This is a genomic window from Rhizobium sp. WSM1328 (assembly GCF_057653715.1).
On sequence record NZ_JBYGKO010000002.1, the window covers coordinates 111,067 to 127,014 of the forward strand.

At 61.3% G+C, this 15,948-nt stretch carries 13 protein-coding genes; 6 read left to right on the plus strand and 7 right to left on the minus strand.

The annotated features are described in order from the left end of the window. Positions 1-298 precede the first annotated feature (298 nt). Entirely contained in the window at positions 299-1,363 is a 1,065-nt protein-coding gene (gene fba, locus AC2444_RS24100; RefSeq protein WP_011648981.1) for a class II fructose-bisphosphate aldolase, read from the plus strand. A gap of 7 nt (positions 1,364-1,370) precedes the next feature. Here the strand turns inward: fba and AC2444_RS24105 are convergent, their stop codons facing one another. From AC2444_RS24105 to AC2444_RS24135, 7 genes are all read right to left on the minus strand, one after another. Then, complete coding sequence (locus AC2444_RS24105; RefSeq protein ID WP_128438840.1) at positions 1,371-3,122, minus strand: glycerol-3-phosphate dehydrogenase/oxidase; 1,752 nt, start codon at positions 3,120-3,122, stop codon at positions 1,371-1,373. 37 nt (positions 3,123-3,159) lie between these two features. After that, the gene (locus AC2444_RS24110; RefSeq protein WP_128449366.1) at positions 3,160-4,689 is read right to left on the minus strand and encodes an FGGY-family carbohydrate kinase; all 1,530 of its coding nucleotides are present in this window, start codon (positions 4,687-4,689) and stop codon (positions 3,160-3,162) included. Positions 4,690-4,726: 37 nt separating this feature from the next. Next, on the minus strand, positions 4,727-5,569 hold the full coding sequence (locus AC2444_RS24115) for a DeoR/GlpR family DNA-binding transcription regulator (RefSeq protein WP_003562490.1): 843 nt from the start codon (positions 5,567-5,569) through the stop codon (positions 4,727-4,729). 150 nt (positions 5,570-5,719) lie between these two features. After that, entirely contained in the window at positions 5,720-6,667 is a 948-nt protein-coding gene (locus tag AC2444_RS24120) for a D-ribose ABC transporter substrate-binding protein (protein WP_012755626.1), read from the minus strand. Between the two features lie 111 nt (positions 6,668-6,778). Next, positions 6,779-7,831: an ABC transporter permease gene (locus tag AC2444_RS24125; protein ID WP_003562489.1), complete on the minus strand. Its 1,053-nt coding sequence runs from the start codon at positions 7,829-7,831 to the stop codon at positions 6,779-6,781. Positions 7,832-7,853: 22 nt separating this feature from the next. After that, positions 7,854-9,398: a sugar ABC transporter ATP-binding protein gene (locus AC2444_RS24130; RefSeq protein WP_012755627.1), complete on the minus strand. Its 1,545-nt coding sequence runs from the start codon at positions 9,396-9,398 to the stop codon at positions 7,854-7,856. Then, a complete protein-coding gene (locus AC2444_RS24135; RefSeq protein ID WP_012755628.1) occupies positions 9,395-10,051 on the minus strand; it encodes a DUF2291 domain-containing protein in 657 nt (218 codons plus the stop codon). Before AC2444_RS24135 ends, AC2444_RS24130 begins: the two co-directional genes overlap by 4 nt. A gap of 252 nt (positions 10,052-10,303) precedes the next feature. On the opposite strand from AC2444_RS24135, the gene AC2444_RS24140 reads away from it, so the two are divergent. The 5 genes from AC2444_RS24140 to AC2444_RS24160 all read left to right on the plus strand — a co-directional run bounded on the left by AC2444_RS24140 (position 10,304) and on the right by AC2444_RS24160 (position 15,909). After that, a complete protein-coding gene (locus AC2444_RS24140; protein ID WP_206615921.1) occupies positions 10,304-10,783 on the plus strand; it encodes a hypothetical protein in 480 nt (159 codons plus the stop codon). A 57-nt stretch (positions 10,784-10,840) separates the two neighbouring features. Further along, positions 10,841-12,421, plus strand: coding sequence for an FGGY-family carbohydrate kinase (locus AC2444_RS24145; RefSeq protein ID WP_245461242.1), 1,581 nt, complete (start codon positions 10,841-10,843; stop codon positions 12,419-12,421). 26 nt (positions 12,422-12,447) lie between these two features. Beyond that, positions 12,448-13,959: a glycerol-3-phosphate dehydrogenase gene (locus tag AC2444_RS24150; protein WP_128449364.1), complete on the plus strand. Its 1,512-nt coding sequence runs from the start codon at positions 12,448-12,450 to the stop codon at positions 13,957-13,959. Positions 13,960-13,970: 11 nt separating this feature from the next. Next, positions 13,971-14,903, plus strand: coding sequence for a sugar phosphate isomerase/epimerase family protein (locus AC2444_RS24155; RefSeq protein WP_128449363.1), 933 nt, complete (start codon positions 13,971-13,973; stop codon positions 14,901-14,903). A gap of 70 nt (positions 14,904-14,973) precedes the next feature. Continuing rightward, positions 14,974-15,909, plus strand: coding sequence for a sugar-binding transcriptional regulator (locus tag AC2444_RS24160; RefSeq protein ID WP_027686361.1), 936 nt, complete (start codon positions 14,974-14,976; stop codon positions 15,907-15,909). Positions 15,910-15,948 lie beyond the last annotated feature (39 nt).

The window sequence follows — 15,948 nt, forward strand, 5'->3', positions numbered from 1 at the left end:
CCGCAACCGTAGCGTCCACATGGGGTGTTGACTGAAGAGATCTCGCCATCGCTGCCACAGGACCGTGTCGGCGGCCCGCCTCTTCAGCACATCCCCTGAATATCACTTGGCCTCGGGCAGGCGAAATGACTGTCAGGAAATATCATACTGTTTGTGATATTGTTATTATTGCTTGTTACATTCTTTCTCCTATGCCATTTTGCCTATTAAAATAAGAGGCTTGAACGGCTGACGCCCGGGCTCTAGTTTCGAAGAGATGGCGGCATTTCGATCGACCATCGATATGGGGGAATCTTGGATGGCACGCATTACGCTGAGGCAACTGCTCGACCATGCTGCGGAGGAAGGCTACGGCGTTCCCGCTTTCAACATCAACAACATGGAGCAGGCGCTCGCCATCATGGAAGCCGCCGACGCGTGTCATGCGCCGGTTATCATGCAGGCGTCGCGCGGAGCCCGCGCCTACGCCCATGACATCATGCTGAAGCATATGATGGATGCCGTCGTTGAAATCTATCCGCATATTCCGGTCTGCGTGCATCTCGATCACGGCAATGATCCCTCCAACTGCATGACGGCGATCCAGGCGGGCTTCACCTCGGTGATGATGGATGGTTCGCTGAAGGCCGACGCCAAGACGCCCGCCGACTGGGCCTATAATGTCGGCGTCACCAAGATGGTGACCGATATGGCGCATTTCGGCGGCATCTCGGTGGAAGGCGAACTCGGCGTTCTCGGTTCTCTCGAGACCGGCATGGGCGAGGCCGAGGACGGCCACGGCGCCGAGGGCAAGCTTTCGCACGACCAGCTGCTGACCGATCCAGACGAAGCCGTGAAGTTCGTGCGTGAAACCAAGGTTGATGCGCTTGCCATCGCGATGGGCACATCGCATGGCGCCTACAAGTTCACCCGCAAGCCGGACGGTTCGGTGCTGGCGATGAACGTCATCGAAGAAATTCACCGTAAGCTCCCGAACACGCATCTTGTCATGCATGGCTCGTCCTCGGTCCCGATCGAGCTGCAGGAGATCATCAACAAGTATGGCGGCCAGATGAAGCCGACATGGGGAGTGCCGGTCGAGGAAATCCAGCGCGGCATCAAGAATGGCGTGCGCAAGGTCAATATCGACACCGATGGCAGAATGGCGATGACCGGTCAGATCCGCCGCGTGCTGCAGGAAGACCCAAGCGAGTTCGACCCGCGCAAATATCTGAAGCCGGCAATGACGGCGCTGACCAAGCTCTGCAAGGAGCGGTTCGAACAGTTCGGCACTGCCGGCATGGCGGGCCGCATCACGCCGCTTCCCGTTTCGGAAATGGCGAAGCGTTATAAATCCGGTTCCCTCGATCCGGCTTTCTCTTGAAACTGGGTTAGCCTGAGGCCGGGCGGGGTGCCTTTTCCGGCTCGGCGGCCGCAGGCTTGCCCGTCAGCGTTTGGCCGTGGAAACGGCTCAGCTGGCTGACAAGCTCTTGGATTTCGCTTGCCGTGCGTTCGCCGTCCCAGCCCAGCGCTGCCTCGGCAACGCCGGCGATTTCCCGCAAGCCTTCCAGCGTCAACCGACCCTGGATCGCAAGCGTCGTGCGGCGCATCACGATGTCCGACAGGTGGATAACGAGTTCATTCCGGGCGATCCAGTCGATCTCGCGGAGGCTGTAATGCGGCGCACCCGTCAGGCGCTGTTCGTCGGAATAGCTTGAAGGGGAAGAAAGCAGGGCCGTTGCCGTCGTGCCGTAGCGGCCGAGCAGTTCGTCGGCTCGCTCGGCAACAACAGCGCCGCGCGCCGCGGCATCGCTGATCCAGGCGTGACGCTGCTCAGCATCCGCCGGAAAGGCCTTACCGCCGCCGATCGCCAGATAGCGTGTCGAATGGCTGCGGCTGCGCTGTAGCCGGGAGAGAACGGTGTCGGCGACCTCTTCCGCAAATCCGCGGAACGTCGTCCACTTGCCGCCGACCAGTGAAACGATCGGAAACGGTCTGCCGCTTTCTGGCTCCTTTACCGGCGCGGAGTGATCGCGGCTGATCAGCCCCGGTGCTGTCGCATCCGATGCCGGCAGCGGGCGGATGCCGCTATAGCTGTAAACGATCTGATCGCGATCGAAGCGAAGCGTCGGCAGCAGCGAGCGGATGCTTTCGAGGAAATACTCCGTTTCCGGCTCCTCGCAGGAGACATTGTCCGGATCACCGGCCGGAATGTCGGTCGACCCGACCAGGGCCAGCCCGAGATAGTCGTAGACCAGGCAAATGCGGCCGTCGTCGGCCTCGAAATAGATCATATGGCCGTTGAGGCTTCGCACCAATTCGGGATGGTTAAGCAGGATATGGGAACCCTTGGTGCCGCCGATCAGCCGCGATGGAGCGCCGAGCAAAGTGTTGACCTGATCGATCCAGGGACCTGCCGCATTGACGACCAGCTTGGGAGCGACGCTGAACTCGCGGCCATCGGGCTGACGGAAGGTCAAACGCCCTTCTGAAACGGCAGCCAGTGTCGCGAAATTTGCCGTGAGGCTTCTCGCGTTCGCGTCGAGACCATCACGCACGAGCTCATAGACGAGCCGCTCCGGCCTGCTGATCTTGGCGTCGTAATAGATGCCGCCGGCGACGATGGCGGGGGTAATATGCGGCATTTCTCTGCGCGCCTGTTTCTTCAGGATCAGCCGGTGGCGCGGCATGACCTGATCGCGCGAACCGAAGAAGTCGTAGAGCCGAAGCCCGATCTTGATGAGAACCGCACCACGGCTGCGTGGCGCCGTCTTCGACCCAAAGAGCGTCCGGATCGCTGCCCAGATGCCGCGGGTCCAGGAAAAGACCGGAATGAAGGTCGGCAGCGGCTCGACGCAATGCGGCGCGTTCTTGAGCAGGAGGTTGCGCTCAAGCGTCGACTGCGCAACCAGTCCGAACTCACCCGTTTCCAGATATTTCAGGCCGCCGTGAATAAGCCGCGATGGTGCGGCGCTCGTGCCGGAGCCAAAGTCGGCCTTGTCGACGATCAGGCAATTGACACCCTGTAGTGAGAGGTCGCGGAACAGGCCGGCACCGTTGATGCCCGCCCCGATGATCAAAACGTCGATATCGTTCTCGCCGAGATTCGAGAAGCGCTGCTGCAAATCGGAGGTCATGCTCATCGTCCTAAATCGCCCGCCGCAGCAGGCATCTATCTTTTCAGTTTGCCGATTGCTCCGGCGCAAGCGCGGCAATCCTAGGCCAAAGGGGGACCATCGCGTCGGCAATGTCGCGGAACACCTGATAACGCTTTTCATAATCCGCGCTGCGCACTGCATCCGGCCGGCAAGTCTTCGCGATGGAGGCGGTGTCGCGCGGATCGCTCTGCGGATCGGCAAAGATACCCACGCCCGAGCCGGCACAAAGCGCAGCACCCCAGGCGGCCGCCTCATCCGTCTCGGTTACCGTCACTGGCATGCCAAGCACATCGGCAAACATCTGCACGACGGCAGGATTGCGCGAGACGCCCCCGGCGAGCCGCACCTGATCGAAGGCAAAGCCGTCGCGAAGCGCATCGACATGGATGCGATGATTGAAAGCGATGCCTTCAAGCACGGCGCGCAGCATGTCGCCGCGGTCGTGCCATCCACCGAGCCCGAAGAAACCGGCGCTGGCGGCTGCGCCATAAGGCGAGCCGAACAGATAGGGATGGAAGAGCGCCGTCGAGGGGCGCTCGAAGGCGGCGTCGATCTCGGGCGCCAGCAGGGCGTGGATCGAGTTGCCTTGGACCTCGCCATTCGTTCGCTCGGCAGCGCAGAGCGTATCCAGAAACCAGTCGTAATTGGCTGTCGATGCCGGGGAGATCGACATGCTGTTCCAGATCCCGGGCGCAATCCCGTTGCGGCAGAACCAGCGCCGATCGACACGCGGTTCCGACGAAAGCGTCTCGTTGATCGAATAGGTCCCGGCAATGACCGCGACAACGCCCTTGGCATAGCCCCCTGCCCCGAGCGCCGAGGCGGTGACATCGTGCAGACCGGCAACGACAGGCGTCCCTTCGGCAAGGCCCGTCAGCTGCGCGGCTTCACGGGTCACGCGTCCGACTATCTGGTCGGAGCGCGAGGCTGGTGGCAGGGCGTGGACGAGATCCTGCAATCCAAACAGCCGCAGGGCGTCCTCACTGTAGTTCTGCGTTTTGACATTGGTGAAGGAGGTGCTGGCTTCGGTGCGGTCCGTACCGATGATCCCGGTCAGGCAGAACCGCAGCCAGTCCTTGCAGCTGCAGAAATGGCCAATGCGCTTGTAGCGCTCAGGCTCCATGTCGCGGATCCAGGCAAGCAAGGCCGATGGAGCGGAGACATGCGGGATCTGCCCGGTCAGCTCGATCGCCAGGTCGGCGACATCGCTCTGCGTCCACCGGTCGACGATCGCCCCTGCCCGGCTGTCCAGCGAAAGAATGGCCCGGCCGAGCGGCTTTTGGGCGTGATCGAGCAGGTAGATGCCGTCTCCATGTGCGGTAGCGGCAATGCCCTCTATGTCGCTTGCCGGTCGCCCGCTGAGCGAAATCGCTTCGCGGATGGCATCGGCCGTCGCGTTCCACAATTCATCCATGTCACGCTCGATATGGCGGGCCTTCGGAATGAACTGCGTGACGCGGCGCCGGGCGGCTGCAAGCGGCGTGCCGTCGATATCGAAGATGACCGCCTTGGTGACTGTCAAACCACTATCGATCCCGAGCAGTGTCGGCATTTAAATTTACCTCACGAGGAGCAACGGGCCGGCGCCGTCAGGAGCGCCCTCCGGCGCCCTTGGCGATGACCACGTTGATATCTCTGGACCGCATGCGGTCGATGTGCACCGGCTGGGTCTTGTCGTCGACGATAACGACGTCGAACTCATCCAGTGCTGCGAAACTGTGGAGCGCACGCCGTTCGAACTTGGTATGATCGGCAAGCAGGATGCGCTTTACGGAGCAGTCGAACATGGCGCGCTTGGTATCGACTGTCTCGGGAGACTGGTGCAGCACCGTGCCATCGCTGATCGCCGACATCGAGATGAATGCGACATCTGCCCTGAGAGCCTTGATCTCGTTGATGGTCATGCGACCCATGAAGGCATTGCACCAATTGTAATATTGGCCGCCGAGGGCGAGCAGCGTCACGTCGTGCAGGCCCGTCAGCGCATTCATCAGGGTCAGGGAATTGGTAATTGCGGTGACCGGTACCTTCGAAGGCAAATGCGCCGCCATCTGAAGTACCGTGGTCGAGTCATCGAAAAAGATCGCCTGTCCCGGTTCGACGAATTGCATTGCCGCCTCGGCGATCAGCTTCTTTTCCGCCGACTGGCGGTTGGAGCGGTAGACGTCGCTGGATTCGATGAGATTGGTCGCCGCCGCAGTGACGATGCCGCGTGTCTTCCTGAAGAGGCCGCGGCTGACGAGTTCATCGACATCGCGGTGAGCCGTCATCAGGCTGATCCCAAAGCGGTCGGTCAGGTCTTCAATCCGCATCGAGCCTTCACCCATCACGGCTTCTGCAATCATGCGGCGGCGCGCAATCTGGCGCGTCTGCCGGCTGTCGCTGGTGAGCTGGTCCAACAGATCGTCGTCCCGGCTGGTCTTCTGTGTCACGGGTCACCCCTGTCGCTGAATAATGGATCCCAGCTTCGTACAGCGATTGCCGCGCCAAGGCAAAAAGGCGAAACACAACTGGCGGTTGGACCGCCGGCCATAGCTTCGAGCATGAAAATGAGGGCGCTCTTGCGAGCGCCCTTTACCGTTTTACTGCGACAGGACGAACGGGCCAGTGTATTTGTCGATGTTGTCCTTGGTGATCAACAGGCAATCGAAGAGCTGCTTCTCGCTCTTGGCACCCGTGTTACCCGTCTTGATCAGATTGTCGGCCTGCTTGACCGCTTCTTCGGAAAAGACGGCAACCGGTTGGAGGACGGTGTATTGGAGTTCGCCCGCCTTGATGGCAGCAACGGCATCCGGTGAACCGTCGAAGCCGCCGACCTTCACATTGGCGAGCTTGCCGGCTTCCTTGAGTGCGGCAATCGCACCAAGCGCCATTTCGTCATTGCCCGAGATGACGCCGACGATATCCGGGTTGGCCTGCAGCATGGACTGCATCTTGTTGTGGCCCTGGGTGCGGTCCCAGTTGGCAACTTCCTTGGCGACCTTCTTCAGATCCGGATACTGCGAAAGGACAGTTTCGTAGCCATTCGACCGCGTTGCCGCGTTGTTGTCGGACGGAGCGCCGAACAGTTCGGCATAGTTGCCCTTGTCGCCGATTGCTTCGACCCATTGCTGTGCGCCGAGGGCGGCGCCCTGTGCGTTGTTGGAAACAAGCTGCGCCTTGGCCAGGCCTTCCTGGTTGATTTCGGCGTTGACGAGGATGACCGGGATGCCGGCAGCAACGGCCTTCTTGACCGCACCGACGGAACCGTCGGCGTTTGCCGGGTCGAGGATAATCGCCACCGACTTGTTGGTGATCGCCGTATCGATCAGGTTGCTTTCGGTATTGGTGTCACCCTTGTGGGCGTTGACCGAGGCCGTATAGCCGAGCTTCTCGGCGGTTGCCTTGGCGACATTGCCTTCCGTCAGCCAATAGGGATTCGACGGATCGTTGACGATGATCGTCATCATGCCCGCTGCCCAAGCCGAGCTTGCCAGAAGCGGTGCTACGGCCGCGGCGGCCAGAAGTATGCGCATGCCTTTCTTAAACATAGTCTCTCTCCCATTCGTGAGCTCAGTTATTGCCGGTGACCCGGCGTTGCTTTCCCCAATCGGCTTTCTGGACTCCAGGCTGCCGTCGTGGATAAGTTTCGGTCTCAGCCGTCAGGACGATTTGACCCGGCGGCCGTATTGGATGCTGTTCATGAGGACGGCGAGAACGATCACAGCGCCGGTAAATACTGTCTGCCAGTAGGCCGAGACACCGATGATCACGAGGCCGTCCGAAAGGAAACCGATGACGAAGGCGCCGAGCATCGTGCCGCGAACCGTACCGCGGCCGCCGGTCAGCGCCGCGCCGCCGATGACCACGGCTGCGATCGCCGTCAGCTCGTAGGTTGTGCCTGCCGTCGGGCCGGCGGAGGTCAGCTGCGAGGAGAGGACCAGGCCGGCGATTGCGGCACAGACGCCCGAAAGCACATAGACGATGATCTTCACGCGCTTCACCGGAACGCCGGAGAGATCGGCAGCACGCTCGTTCCCACCTGAGGCGTAGAGCCAGCGGCCGAAGGCGGTGCGGCTCAGCACGATGCCGCAAATGATGGCGAGAACCGCAAGCACGATGACGCCGATCGGAATGCCTGCGAGGCGGTTGAAGCCGAGCCAGTCGAAGCCGGTATTGCCGAGTTCCGGACGGCCACCGAGATTGTTGTAGGTCAGGCCGTTTGTCATCAAGAGCGCGATACCGCGGGCGACGTAGAGCACGCCGAGCGAGGCGACGAAGGCCGGCACCTTGAGATAGGCGATCAGCACGCCGTTGACCGCACCGACCAGCGCGCCGAGCGCACATGTGATGACGACGACGGCCCAGACCGGCGGGTAGAGGATGACGCCGAAATAGGTGAGCGTGACGCCGTGCATCAGGAAACCGGCAATGCAACCCGCAAGCCCCAGTGTCGAGCCGACCGACAGATCGATGCCGCCATTGAGGATAACGAGCAGCATGCCGATCGCCAGAATGCCGAAGATCGCGACGTGCGACGCCATGATCAGGAAGTTGTTCAGCGTGAAGTAATAGGGCGACAGGAACGAGAAGACCGCGATGATGACGATCAGCGCGAAGAAGGCCCGGCCCTCCAGGATGAGACGCACGATATTGGTGTTGCGCTTCGGCCCGCTGGAAACTGATTTCTTTTCGGTGACGTTCGTGACTGACATAATCAGTGCTCCATAATCCAGGCTAGTGCGCGATCACGGCTTCGCCGGAGGCGGCCATGATCTTTTCCTTGGTGACATCCGAGCCGAACTCGGCCGATATCCTGCCGCGGTGCATGACGATGATGCGGTGTGCGATACTCAGGCATTCATTGACTTCGGACGTCGAATAGATGACCGCCAATCCCTGCTTGGCGCGCTCCGCGAGCAATTTGAAAACTTCCGCCTTGGCGCCGATGTCGATGCCGCGGCTTGGCTCATCAAGCAGGATGACCTTCGGCTGGGTTGCCAGCATCTTGCCGATGACGACCTTCTGCTGGTTGCCGCCGGAGAGCGAGCCGATCGAAGCCGCACCGCCATCGGTTTTCACATGCACCCGCCGGATCGCGTCATTGACGAGATCGCGCTCCCGATGGCCGGAGGTGAAAAGCCCTTTGGTGAAGGCGCGGATACTCGCAAGCGACAGATTGGAGCCGACCGTCATCGTCTGGACGAGGCCGTCGCGCTGGCGATCTTCGGGCACGAGCACGAGACCGCTGGCAATGCGCCTGGCGATGCTGAGCGCACTGACGTCCTGTCCTTCGAGCAGAACCTGTCCGCCACTTGCGCGCAGACGTCCGGCAATGCACTCGAGCAGTTCCGTGCGCCCCGCCCCCATCAGCCCGTAGATGCAGACGATTTCGCCGGCACGCACCTTGAGAGACAGACGATCGACTGCATTATAAGCAGCGCCGGAGGGACCGGGGACACTGAGGTTTTCGATGGAAAGCGAGACGTTTCCGAACGGGTGATCCTCCGGTGGGCTGCCAAGGTCGAAATTCTCGCCGACCATGTTGCGGACGATCCATTCGAGATCGATATCCTTGCGCTCGGCATAGGCCGTCATGTTTCCGTCGCGCAGAACGACGGCGTGATTGGTGATCTGCAGCGCCTCTTCCAGATGATGCGATATGTAGACGATCGACACGCCGCGGCTCGTCAGGTCGTGGATGACCTTGAAGAGCACTTCCACCTCCGTCGCGCTCAGCGCCGAGGTCGGCTCGTCCATGATCAGGATGCGCGAATTGACGGAGAGTGCCCGTGCAATCTCGACGATCTGCTGCTGGCCGAGGCGAAGATCCTCGACGCGCGTCAGCGGATCGATGTCTTCCTCGAGCTCTTCCATCAGCGCCCGGGTCTGACGCTCCTCTTCAGCGAAGTCGACGACACCGCCCTTGATGATCTCCCGGCCCATGAAAATATTGTCGCGGACACTCAGATTGGGGGCCAGGCTGAGCTCCTGGTGAATGATCGAGATCCCGCACTCGCGCGCATGGGTCGATGAGCTAAAGCTGATCGGTGAGCCGTCGAGAATGATCTCGCCGGAGCTTGGCTGCGCCACACCCGAAAGGATCTTCATCAAGGTCGACTTGCCGGCGCCGTTCTCTCCGAACAGCGTTGTGACCTGGCCGCGATGGATGTCGAAGTTCACTCCCTTGAGGGCGTGAACGCTGCCGTAGGATTTTGCGATATTGCGGGCGGCGAGGACGACCTCGCCTTTCGGCCCGTTGTTGCGTTGCGGCTGGCTCATTTGAGCTCAACCTTCACCGGCGTGACCAGCCAGTTCTTCGGGTTGATGAGCTTGAAGACGCCGACCACGGTCGCCTGCTTTCCGTCCAGGGCGTCAGCATCCAGGCCCGCAAAAACCGCCTTCTTCATCTCGTTATTGATGGCCGAGCCGGCATCCTGATACTGGATCTGGTTGGTAAACTGGCCGAATTCGATGGTGCCGGTTGCATCGCGGAGGTCCGTGCCGTTGACCGCAGGGCCGGTCTGGACACGGACCACCGTCTCGGGAGGCAACCCATCGATCTTCATTTCGTTGGTGTTCGACTTGCGGGCGCCGAAAACGCCGGTCAGCGTGACGGGAATGACCGGTCCGGTGCTCGTCGCAGTGCCGTATTTCTCGGCCGCCGCCTTCTTGTCGGCGGCAATGGCGGCCGCGAGATCGGCGGCTGCAATCGCCCGCTCCTCGACATTTGCTTTGATCTTCGGGAATTGCTCGGCGCCGAAGGTTTCCGGAGAGAATGCCTGCTGGCGCACATCGTTTTCGGAGCCGATCTTGACCACCGTCGTGTCGAAGGCGATCGCTGCAACGACGATGACCGCCAACGCCGCGCTGACAAGGAGCCCGCGATTGCCGCTGCTCGGCTTTGATGCTGCATGATCGGGTGAGGTACTCATGTCCGGACGGCCTTTGGCTTGGAATGGCAAGATGGAGAGGGCTAGCGAGATGATGATCGCAGGCGGCCTGGAGCATTGCGCCGCACCGGATCAGAAACCGGCGGGCCACCCGCAAGAGCGCAACTCTGGACGAATATTCGCATTGGAAGCCTCCTCAACAAGACCGGCGGCTGTCTCCTCCAACCGCCTGGGCCTGCAAATTCTCCATCAGGAAGCGCATTCCGTGATAGAAGTATGTTAGTTATGCCGTAAATGATGTTATATATTTTATCAGCTGTCAACGGCACTTTCGCGGCAACTCGACTGGAATGCACGACCTCACATCTTGGTCATCACGCTGCAGCGCAGCAAAAAGCGACGGAAAATGCAGACATTTTGACATTTGTCACTCAGCCGCAAAGTGGCGCCATCCATATGTTTTTAATGCAATATACGACAGATGAAACATTGCGTGCACTGCCGCTTTTGATGCCGCCCCCCGCTGGCGCGACGGCGCGCAAGCAAACTCCTTGCTCTTCTATTTTAGATGAAAAAAATTACATCGCTAGAAAAATCTTACTGGCATTGTGGTATCTTTATGTTATCTTTTCGAGCGAGCTCAGGGAGGTTTCAGCTGCGCGCCGTCTGGGATTTGTCAAAAGCGGCGCGCTTGCCGTTGCCCATGGACGAGCCGACGTTGGCAGCCGGATGCATCATCCCAGAGAGTTTAGGGATCGGGAGGACTTCAGATGAATTTGATGCGCGTATTGCCCGCCGCGGCGCTTGCGGTGGTGGCGAGATAGGCCTGCGATGACATCGACCCAGAAGATCATCATTGGCATAGATGCCGGCACCTCGGTCATCAAGGCCGTCGCCTTCGATCTGTCCGGCCGCCAGATCGCCACGGCCTCCGTTCGCAACCGATACGCCACCGGAGACGATGGGTCGGCAACGCAGTCGCTGGATCAGACCTGGCTCGATTGCGCCAGCGCGTTGCTTGGTCTCGGCGAAAAAGTCCCCGATCTTGCGTCACGCACCGCAGCCATCGCCGTCACCGGACAGGGCGACGGCACCTGGCTCGTCGGCCGCGCCAATAGGCCGGTTGCCGATGCCTGGCTATGGCTCGACGCGCGCGCCGCAACGACGGTTACGGCACTCGCCGGCGGAACGCAGAATCGTGCCCGCTTCGAGGCGACCGGCACCGGCCTCAACACTTGCCAGCAGGGTGCGCAACTCGCCCATATGGACCGCTTCACGCCGGATCTTCTCGATCGGGCGGAGACGGCACTGCACTGCAAGGACTGGCTCTATCTCAACCTAACAGGCGTGCGGGCAACCGATCCATCGGAGGCAAGTTTCACCTTTGGCAATTTCAGGACGCGCCAGTATGATGCCGTCGTCATCGACGCGCTCGGCCTTGACCACAGGCGCGGGCTCCTGCCCGAAATCATCGACGGCAGCGAGATCAGTCACCCGCTGACATCGGAGGCGGCGAAGGCCTGCGGGCTTCTTGCCGGAACGCCGGTCTGCCTCGGCTATGTCGACATGGTGATGACGGCGCTTGGTGCAGGTGTGCGCAGCGGCGCTCGCAACGCTGCCTGCTCGACGATCGGCTCCACCGGCGTGCATTTGCGCGCCAAGTCCGTTGCCGACGTTCAGCTCAATCGCGAGGGCACCGGCTATGTGATCGCCCTGCCTATCCCCGGCATCGTCACTCAGGTCCAGACCAATATGGGCGCCACGATCAACATCGACTGGATCCTTAATGTCGCCGCCTATCTGATGGCCGAGGCAGGCAAGCCTGCTTTGCATGCAGACCTCATTGCACGCATTGACGGCTGGTTTGCAGAAAGCCGACCGGGGTCGGTACTTTACCACCCCTACATTTCCGAGGCGGGCGAACGTGGGCCTTTCGTCAACGCCAATGCGCGCGCGGGCTTCACTGGGCTTTCGATGCGTCACGGCTTCCCTGACCTGCTGCGCAGCGTGGTCGAAGGGTTGGGTCTTGCCACTCGCGACTGCTACGCGGCGATGGGTGCGATGCCCGAAGAACTGCGGGTCACAGGCGGGGCAACACGCTCCGTCGCCCTTCGCCGTTCACTCTCGGCCGCCGTTAACGCACCGATCCGCCAGTCGCGCCGCGAGGAGACGGGGGCGGCCGGCGTGGCGATGATGGCCGCGGTGGCTGTCGGCGTCTATTCCAGCATGGACGATTGCATTGCCGACTGGGTGACGCCGCTGCTTGGCGATCCGGAGACACCGGATGCCAGCGAGGCCCACCGCTTCGACCGGCTCTTTTCTGCCTATACCGATGTGCGCCAGGCAATGGCGCCCGCCTGGGACAAGCTTGCCGCAGCCGCAACGACGTCGCCGGTGGGCGCGCAATTCTGATGCAGCAGGCATCGAAGGAGCATGACATGACCGAACCCGAACTCCTGGATCTCTTCATCATCGGCGGAGGCATCAACGGCGCGGGGATAGCACGCGATGCTGCCGGCCGCGGCCTGAAGGTCGTGCTGTGCGAAAAGGACGATCTAGCCCAGGGAACCTCGTCGCGCTCGGGCAAGCTGGTGCATGGCGGCCTGCGTTACCTCGAATATTACGAATTCCGCCTGGTGCGTGAGGCGCTGATCGAGCGTGAAGTGCTGCTCAACGCCGCGCCGCATATCATTTGGCCGATGCGCTTCGTCCTGCCGCACAGCCCGGAGGATCGCCCAGCATGGCTCGTGCGGCTCGGCCTCTTCCTCTATGATCATCTCGGCGGCCGCAAGAAGCTGCCCGGGACCCGCACGCTCAACCTGCTCCGCGACCCGGAAGGCACGCCGATCCTCGATCAATACACACGCGGCTTTGAATATTCCGATTGCTGGGTCGACGACGCCCGCCTCGTGACCTTGAACGCGGTCAGCGCAGCGGAAAACGGCGCTCTGGTTCTCACCCGCTCGCCGGCCGTGTCGGCCCGTCGCGAGAATGGCGGTTGGACCGTGGTCACGAAAAGCAACGCCACGGGCGAGATGCGAACCTTCCGTGCCAAATGTCTGGTGAACTGCGCCGGCCCCTGGGTGATGGACATCATCAATCGCGTCGCCGGTTCGAACTCCGGCCGCAATGTCCGCCTCGTCAAGGGCAGCCACATCATCGTGCCGAAGTTCTGGGCAGGCGCCAATGCCTATCTGGTGCAGAACCACGACAAACGCGTCATTTTCATCAATCCCTACGAGGGCGACAAGGCGCTGATCGGGACGACCGACATCGCCTACGAAGGCCGGGCCGAGGATGTCGCCGCCGACGAGACGGAGATCGAGTATCTGCTCAAGGCGGTCAATCGCTACTTCAAGGAAAAGCTGCGTCGCCACGACGTGCTGCACAGCTTCTCCGGCGTGCGCCCGCTGTTTGACGATGGCAAGGGCAACCCGTCCGCCGTTACCCGCGACTATGTCTTCGATCTCGACGAGACAGGCGGCGCTCCGCTGCTCAACGTCTTCGGCGGCAAGATCACCACATTCCGCGAGCTTGCCGAACGCGGCATGCAGCGTCTCAAGCATATTTTCCCGAATATGGGAGGCGACTGGACTGAGAAAGCGCCGCTGCCGGGCGGCGAGATTCCGAATGCCGATTACGAGAGCTTCGCCAACAGCCTGCGCGATATTTATCCCTGGATGCCGCGCAAGCTCGTGCATCACTACGGCCGTCTCTATGGCGCCCGCGCCAGGAATGTGGTTGCCGGTGCGACGGGCATAGAAGGGCTCGGACGGCATTTCGGCGGACAGCTCTATGAGGCCGAGGCCCGCTATCTCGTCGCCACGGAATGGGCCGAAACGGCGGACGACATCCTCTATCGCCGCACCAAACACTACCTCCATCTGAACGAAGCGGAGCGCGCGGCCTTTGGCGAGTGGTTTGCTTCAACCCGCCTTGCCGCCGCCTGAAGGATGCCGCCATGCCGCTGACCCTTTCGCTCAATACCAATCCGCTGGTGAACCGCTTCGCCGACCCAGACGATCTGATCGATACGGTTGCGCGTGACCTGCGGATCCGCGACCTTCAACTGACCCACGAGTTCATCAATCCGAGCTGGCAGGCGCCCGTGATCAGCCGCCTGACGCGCACGATGAGCGCTGCACTGAATCGCACCGGCGTGCGGGTCACCTCGGGCATGACGGGCCCCTATGGGCGCCTCAACCATTTCGGACATCCGGATGCCGATGTGCGCCGCTACTACGTCGACTGGTTCAAGACCTTTGCCGACATCACCGCCGATCTCGGCGGCCATTCGGTCGGCACGCAATTTGCGATCTTCACCTATAAGGACTTCGACGATCCGGCCAGACGCGAGGAACTGATCAAGATCGCCATCGATTGTTGGGCCGATGTCGCCGATCATGCGCGCGCCGCAGGCCTCTCCTACTTGTTCTGGGAGCCGATGAGCATCGGCCGCGAGTTCGGCGAGACGATCGGCGCTTGCCTGTCGCTGCAGGAGCGTCTAACAGGCGCCGGGATGGCTATCCCGATGTGGATGATGGCGGATATCGATCATGGCGACATCACTTCCGCCGATCCCGACGACTACGACCCCTATGCCTGGGCACGCGCCGTCCCGCCGGTATCGCCGATCATCCACATCAAACAGAGCCTGATGGACAAGGGCGGGCACCGGCCCTTTACCGCCGAATTCAACGCCAAAGGCCACATTCAGCCGGCACCTCTGCTCCAGGCGCTGGCCGAAGGTGGGGCGAAGGACAATGAAATCTGCCTGGAACTCTCCTTCAAGGAACGCGAACCGAACGATCGCCAGGTCATTCCGCAGATTGCCGAAAGCGTCGCCTTCTGGGCGCCGCATATCGACACCGGCGTCTCTGACTTGAACATCTGAGGCGGAGATCTTTAAAAGGCAGCACTGTGATACGGCGGAATCGCCGCATGACCTTCGAAAGGGAGCCGTGATGACGGACGCCGATGATACGCTTGCCGTGCGTGCTGCCTGGCTTCACTATGCCGGTGGCCTGACGCAGTCCGACGTTGCTCGCCGCCTCGGCGTTCCGTCGGTAAAGGCCCATCGCCTGATCGCCAGAGCGGTTGCCGATGGCGTCGTCAAAGTTACCATCGACGGGGATATCGTCGAATGCGTCGAACTGGAGATGCGGCTTTCGGAACGGTTTGGGCTTCAATATTGCGAGGTCGCACCCGATCTCGGCGAGGAAGGCTTGCCGCTGCGCGCACTCGGCCATGCCGGCGCCGGCTATCTCAAGCGCGAGATCGAGCGCGGCGACAATACCGTCATCGGCCTTGGTCATGGCCGCACGCTTTCCGCCGCCGTCCAATATATGCCGAGGGTAAGCGCGAAGAACCTGCGCTTCGTCTCGTTGCTTGGCGGGCTCACACGAAACTACGGCGCCAATCCCTATGACGTGATGCATCGCATCGCCGAAAAGACCGGCGCCCATGCCTATGTCATGCCGGTTCCCTTTTTCGCCAATACCGGCGAGGACCGCGAAGTGCTGAAGGCGCAGCGGGCCGTCAAGGAGGTCTTCGATCTTGCCAACAATGCCGATCTGAAGCTCGTCGGCCTGGGAACTGTCGATGCCGAGGCGCAGCTTGTTTTGTCCGGGATGGTCGAACCCGGTGAAATCGACGACATCGCTGCCGCAGGCGGCGTCGGCGAAATCCTCGGACATTTTTTCGACGCCGACGGCCACATCCTCGACACTGCGCTGACGGCGCGCACGCTCTCTGCGTCTTTCCCCAAGACGAAGAAAGAGCGGCTTGTGGCGCTTGCGGGCGGGCAGTCGAAGGTGCCGGCCATTCGGGCAATTCTGAATAGCCGCCGTCTTTTCGGGCTGATCACCGACGAACGAACCGCACAGGCGCTGCTGAAGTAACGATCGAAAGCAACAATATTTGATCGCAAAATAACATAA

Coding starts and splice junctions, on each gene's coding strand:
- fba (WP_011648981.1), top strand. CDS start 299: ATGGCACGCATTACGCTGAGGCAACTGCTCGACCATGCTGCGGAGGAA.
- AC2444_RS24150 (WP_128449364.1), top strand. CDS start 12,448: ATGACCGAACCCGAACTCCTGGATCTCTTCATCATCGGCGGAGGCATC.
- AC2444_RS24145 (WP_245461242.1), top strand. CDS start 10,841: ATGACATCGACCCAGAAGATCATCATTGGCATAGATGCCGGCACCTCG.
- AC2444_RS24105 (WP_128438840.1), bottom strand. CDS start 3,122: ATGAGCATGACCTCCGATTTGCAGCAGCGCTTCTCGAATCTCGGCGAG.
- AC2444_RS24120 (WP_012755626.1), bottom strand. CDS start 6,667: ATGTTTAAGAAAGGCATGCGCATACTTCTGGCCGCCGCGGCCGTAGCA.
- AC2444_RS24135 (WP_012755628.1), bottom strand. CDS start 10,051: ATGAGTACCTCACCCGATCATGCAGCATCAAAGCCGAGCAGCGGCAAT.
- AC2444_RS24155 (WP_128449363.1), top strand. CDS start 13,971: ATGCCGCTGACCCTTTCGCTCAATACCAATCCGCTGGTGAACCGCTTC.
- AC2444_RS24160 (WP_027686361.1), top strand. CDS start 14,974: ATGACGGACGCCGATGATACGCTTGCCGTGCGTGCTGCCTGGCTTCAC.
- AC2444_RS24125 (WP_003562489.1), bottom strand. CDS start 7,831: ATGTCAGTCACGAACGTCACCGAAAAGAAATCAGTTTCCAGCGGGCCG.
- AC2444_RS24140 (WP_206615921.1), top strand. CDS start 10,304: ATGATGTTATATATTTTATCAGCTGTCAACGGCACTTTCGCGGCAACT.
- AC2444_RS24110 (WP_128449366.1), bottom strand. CDS start 4,689: ATGCCGACACTGCTCGGGATCGATAGTGGTTTGACAGTCACCAAGGCG.
- AC2444_RS24130 (WP_012755627.1), bottom strand. CDS start 9,398: ATGAGCCAGCCGCAACGCAACAACGGGCCGAAAGGCGAGGTCGTCCTC.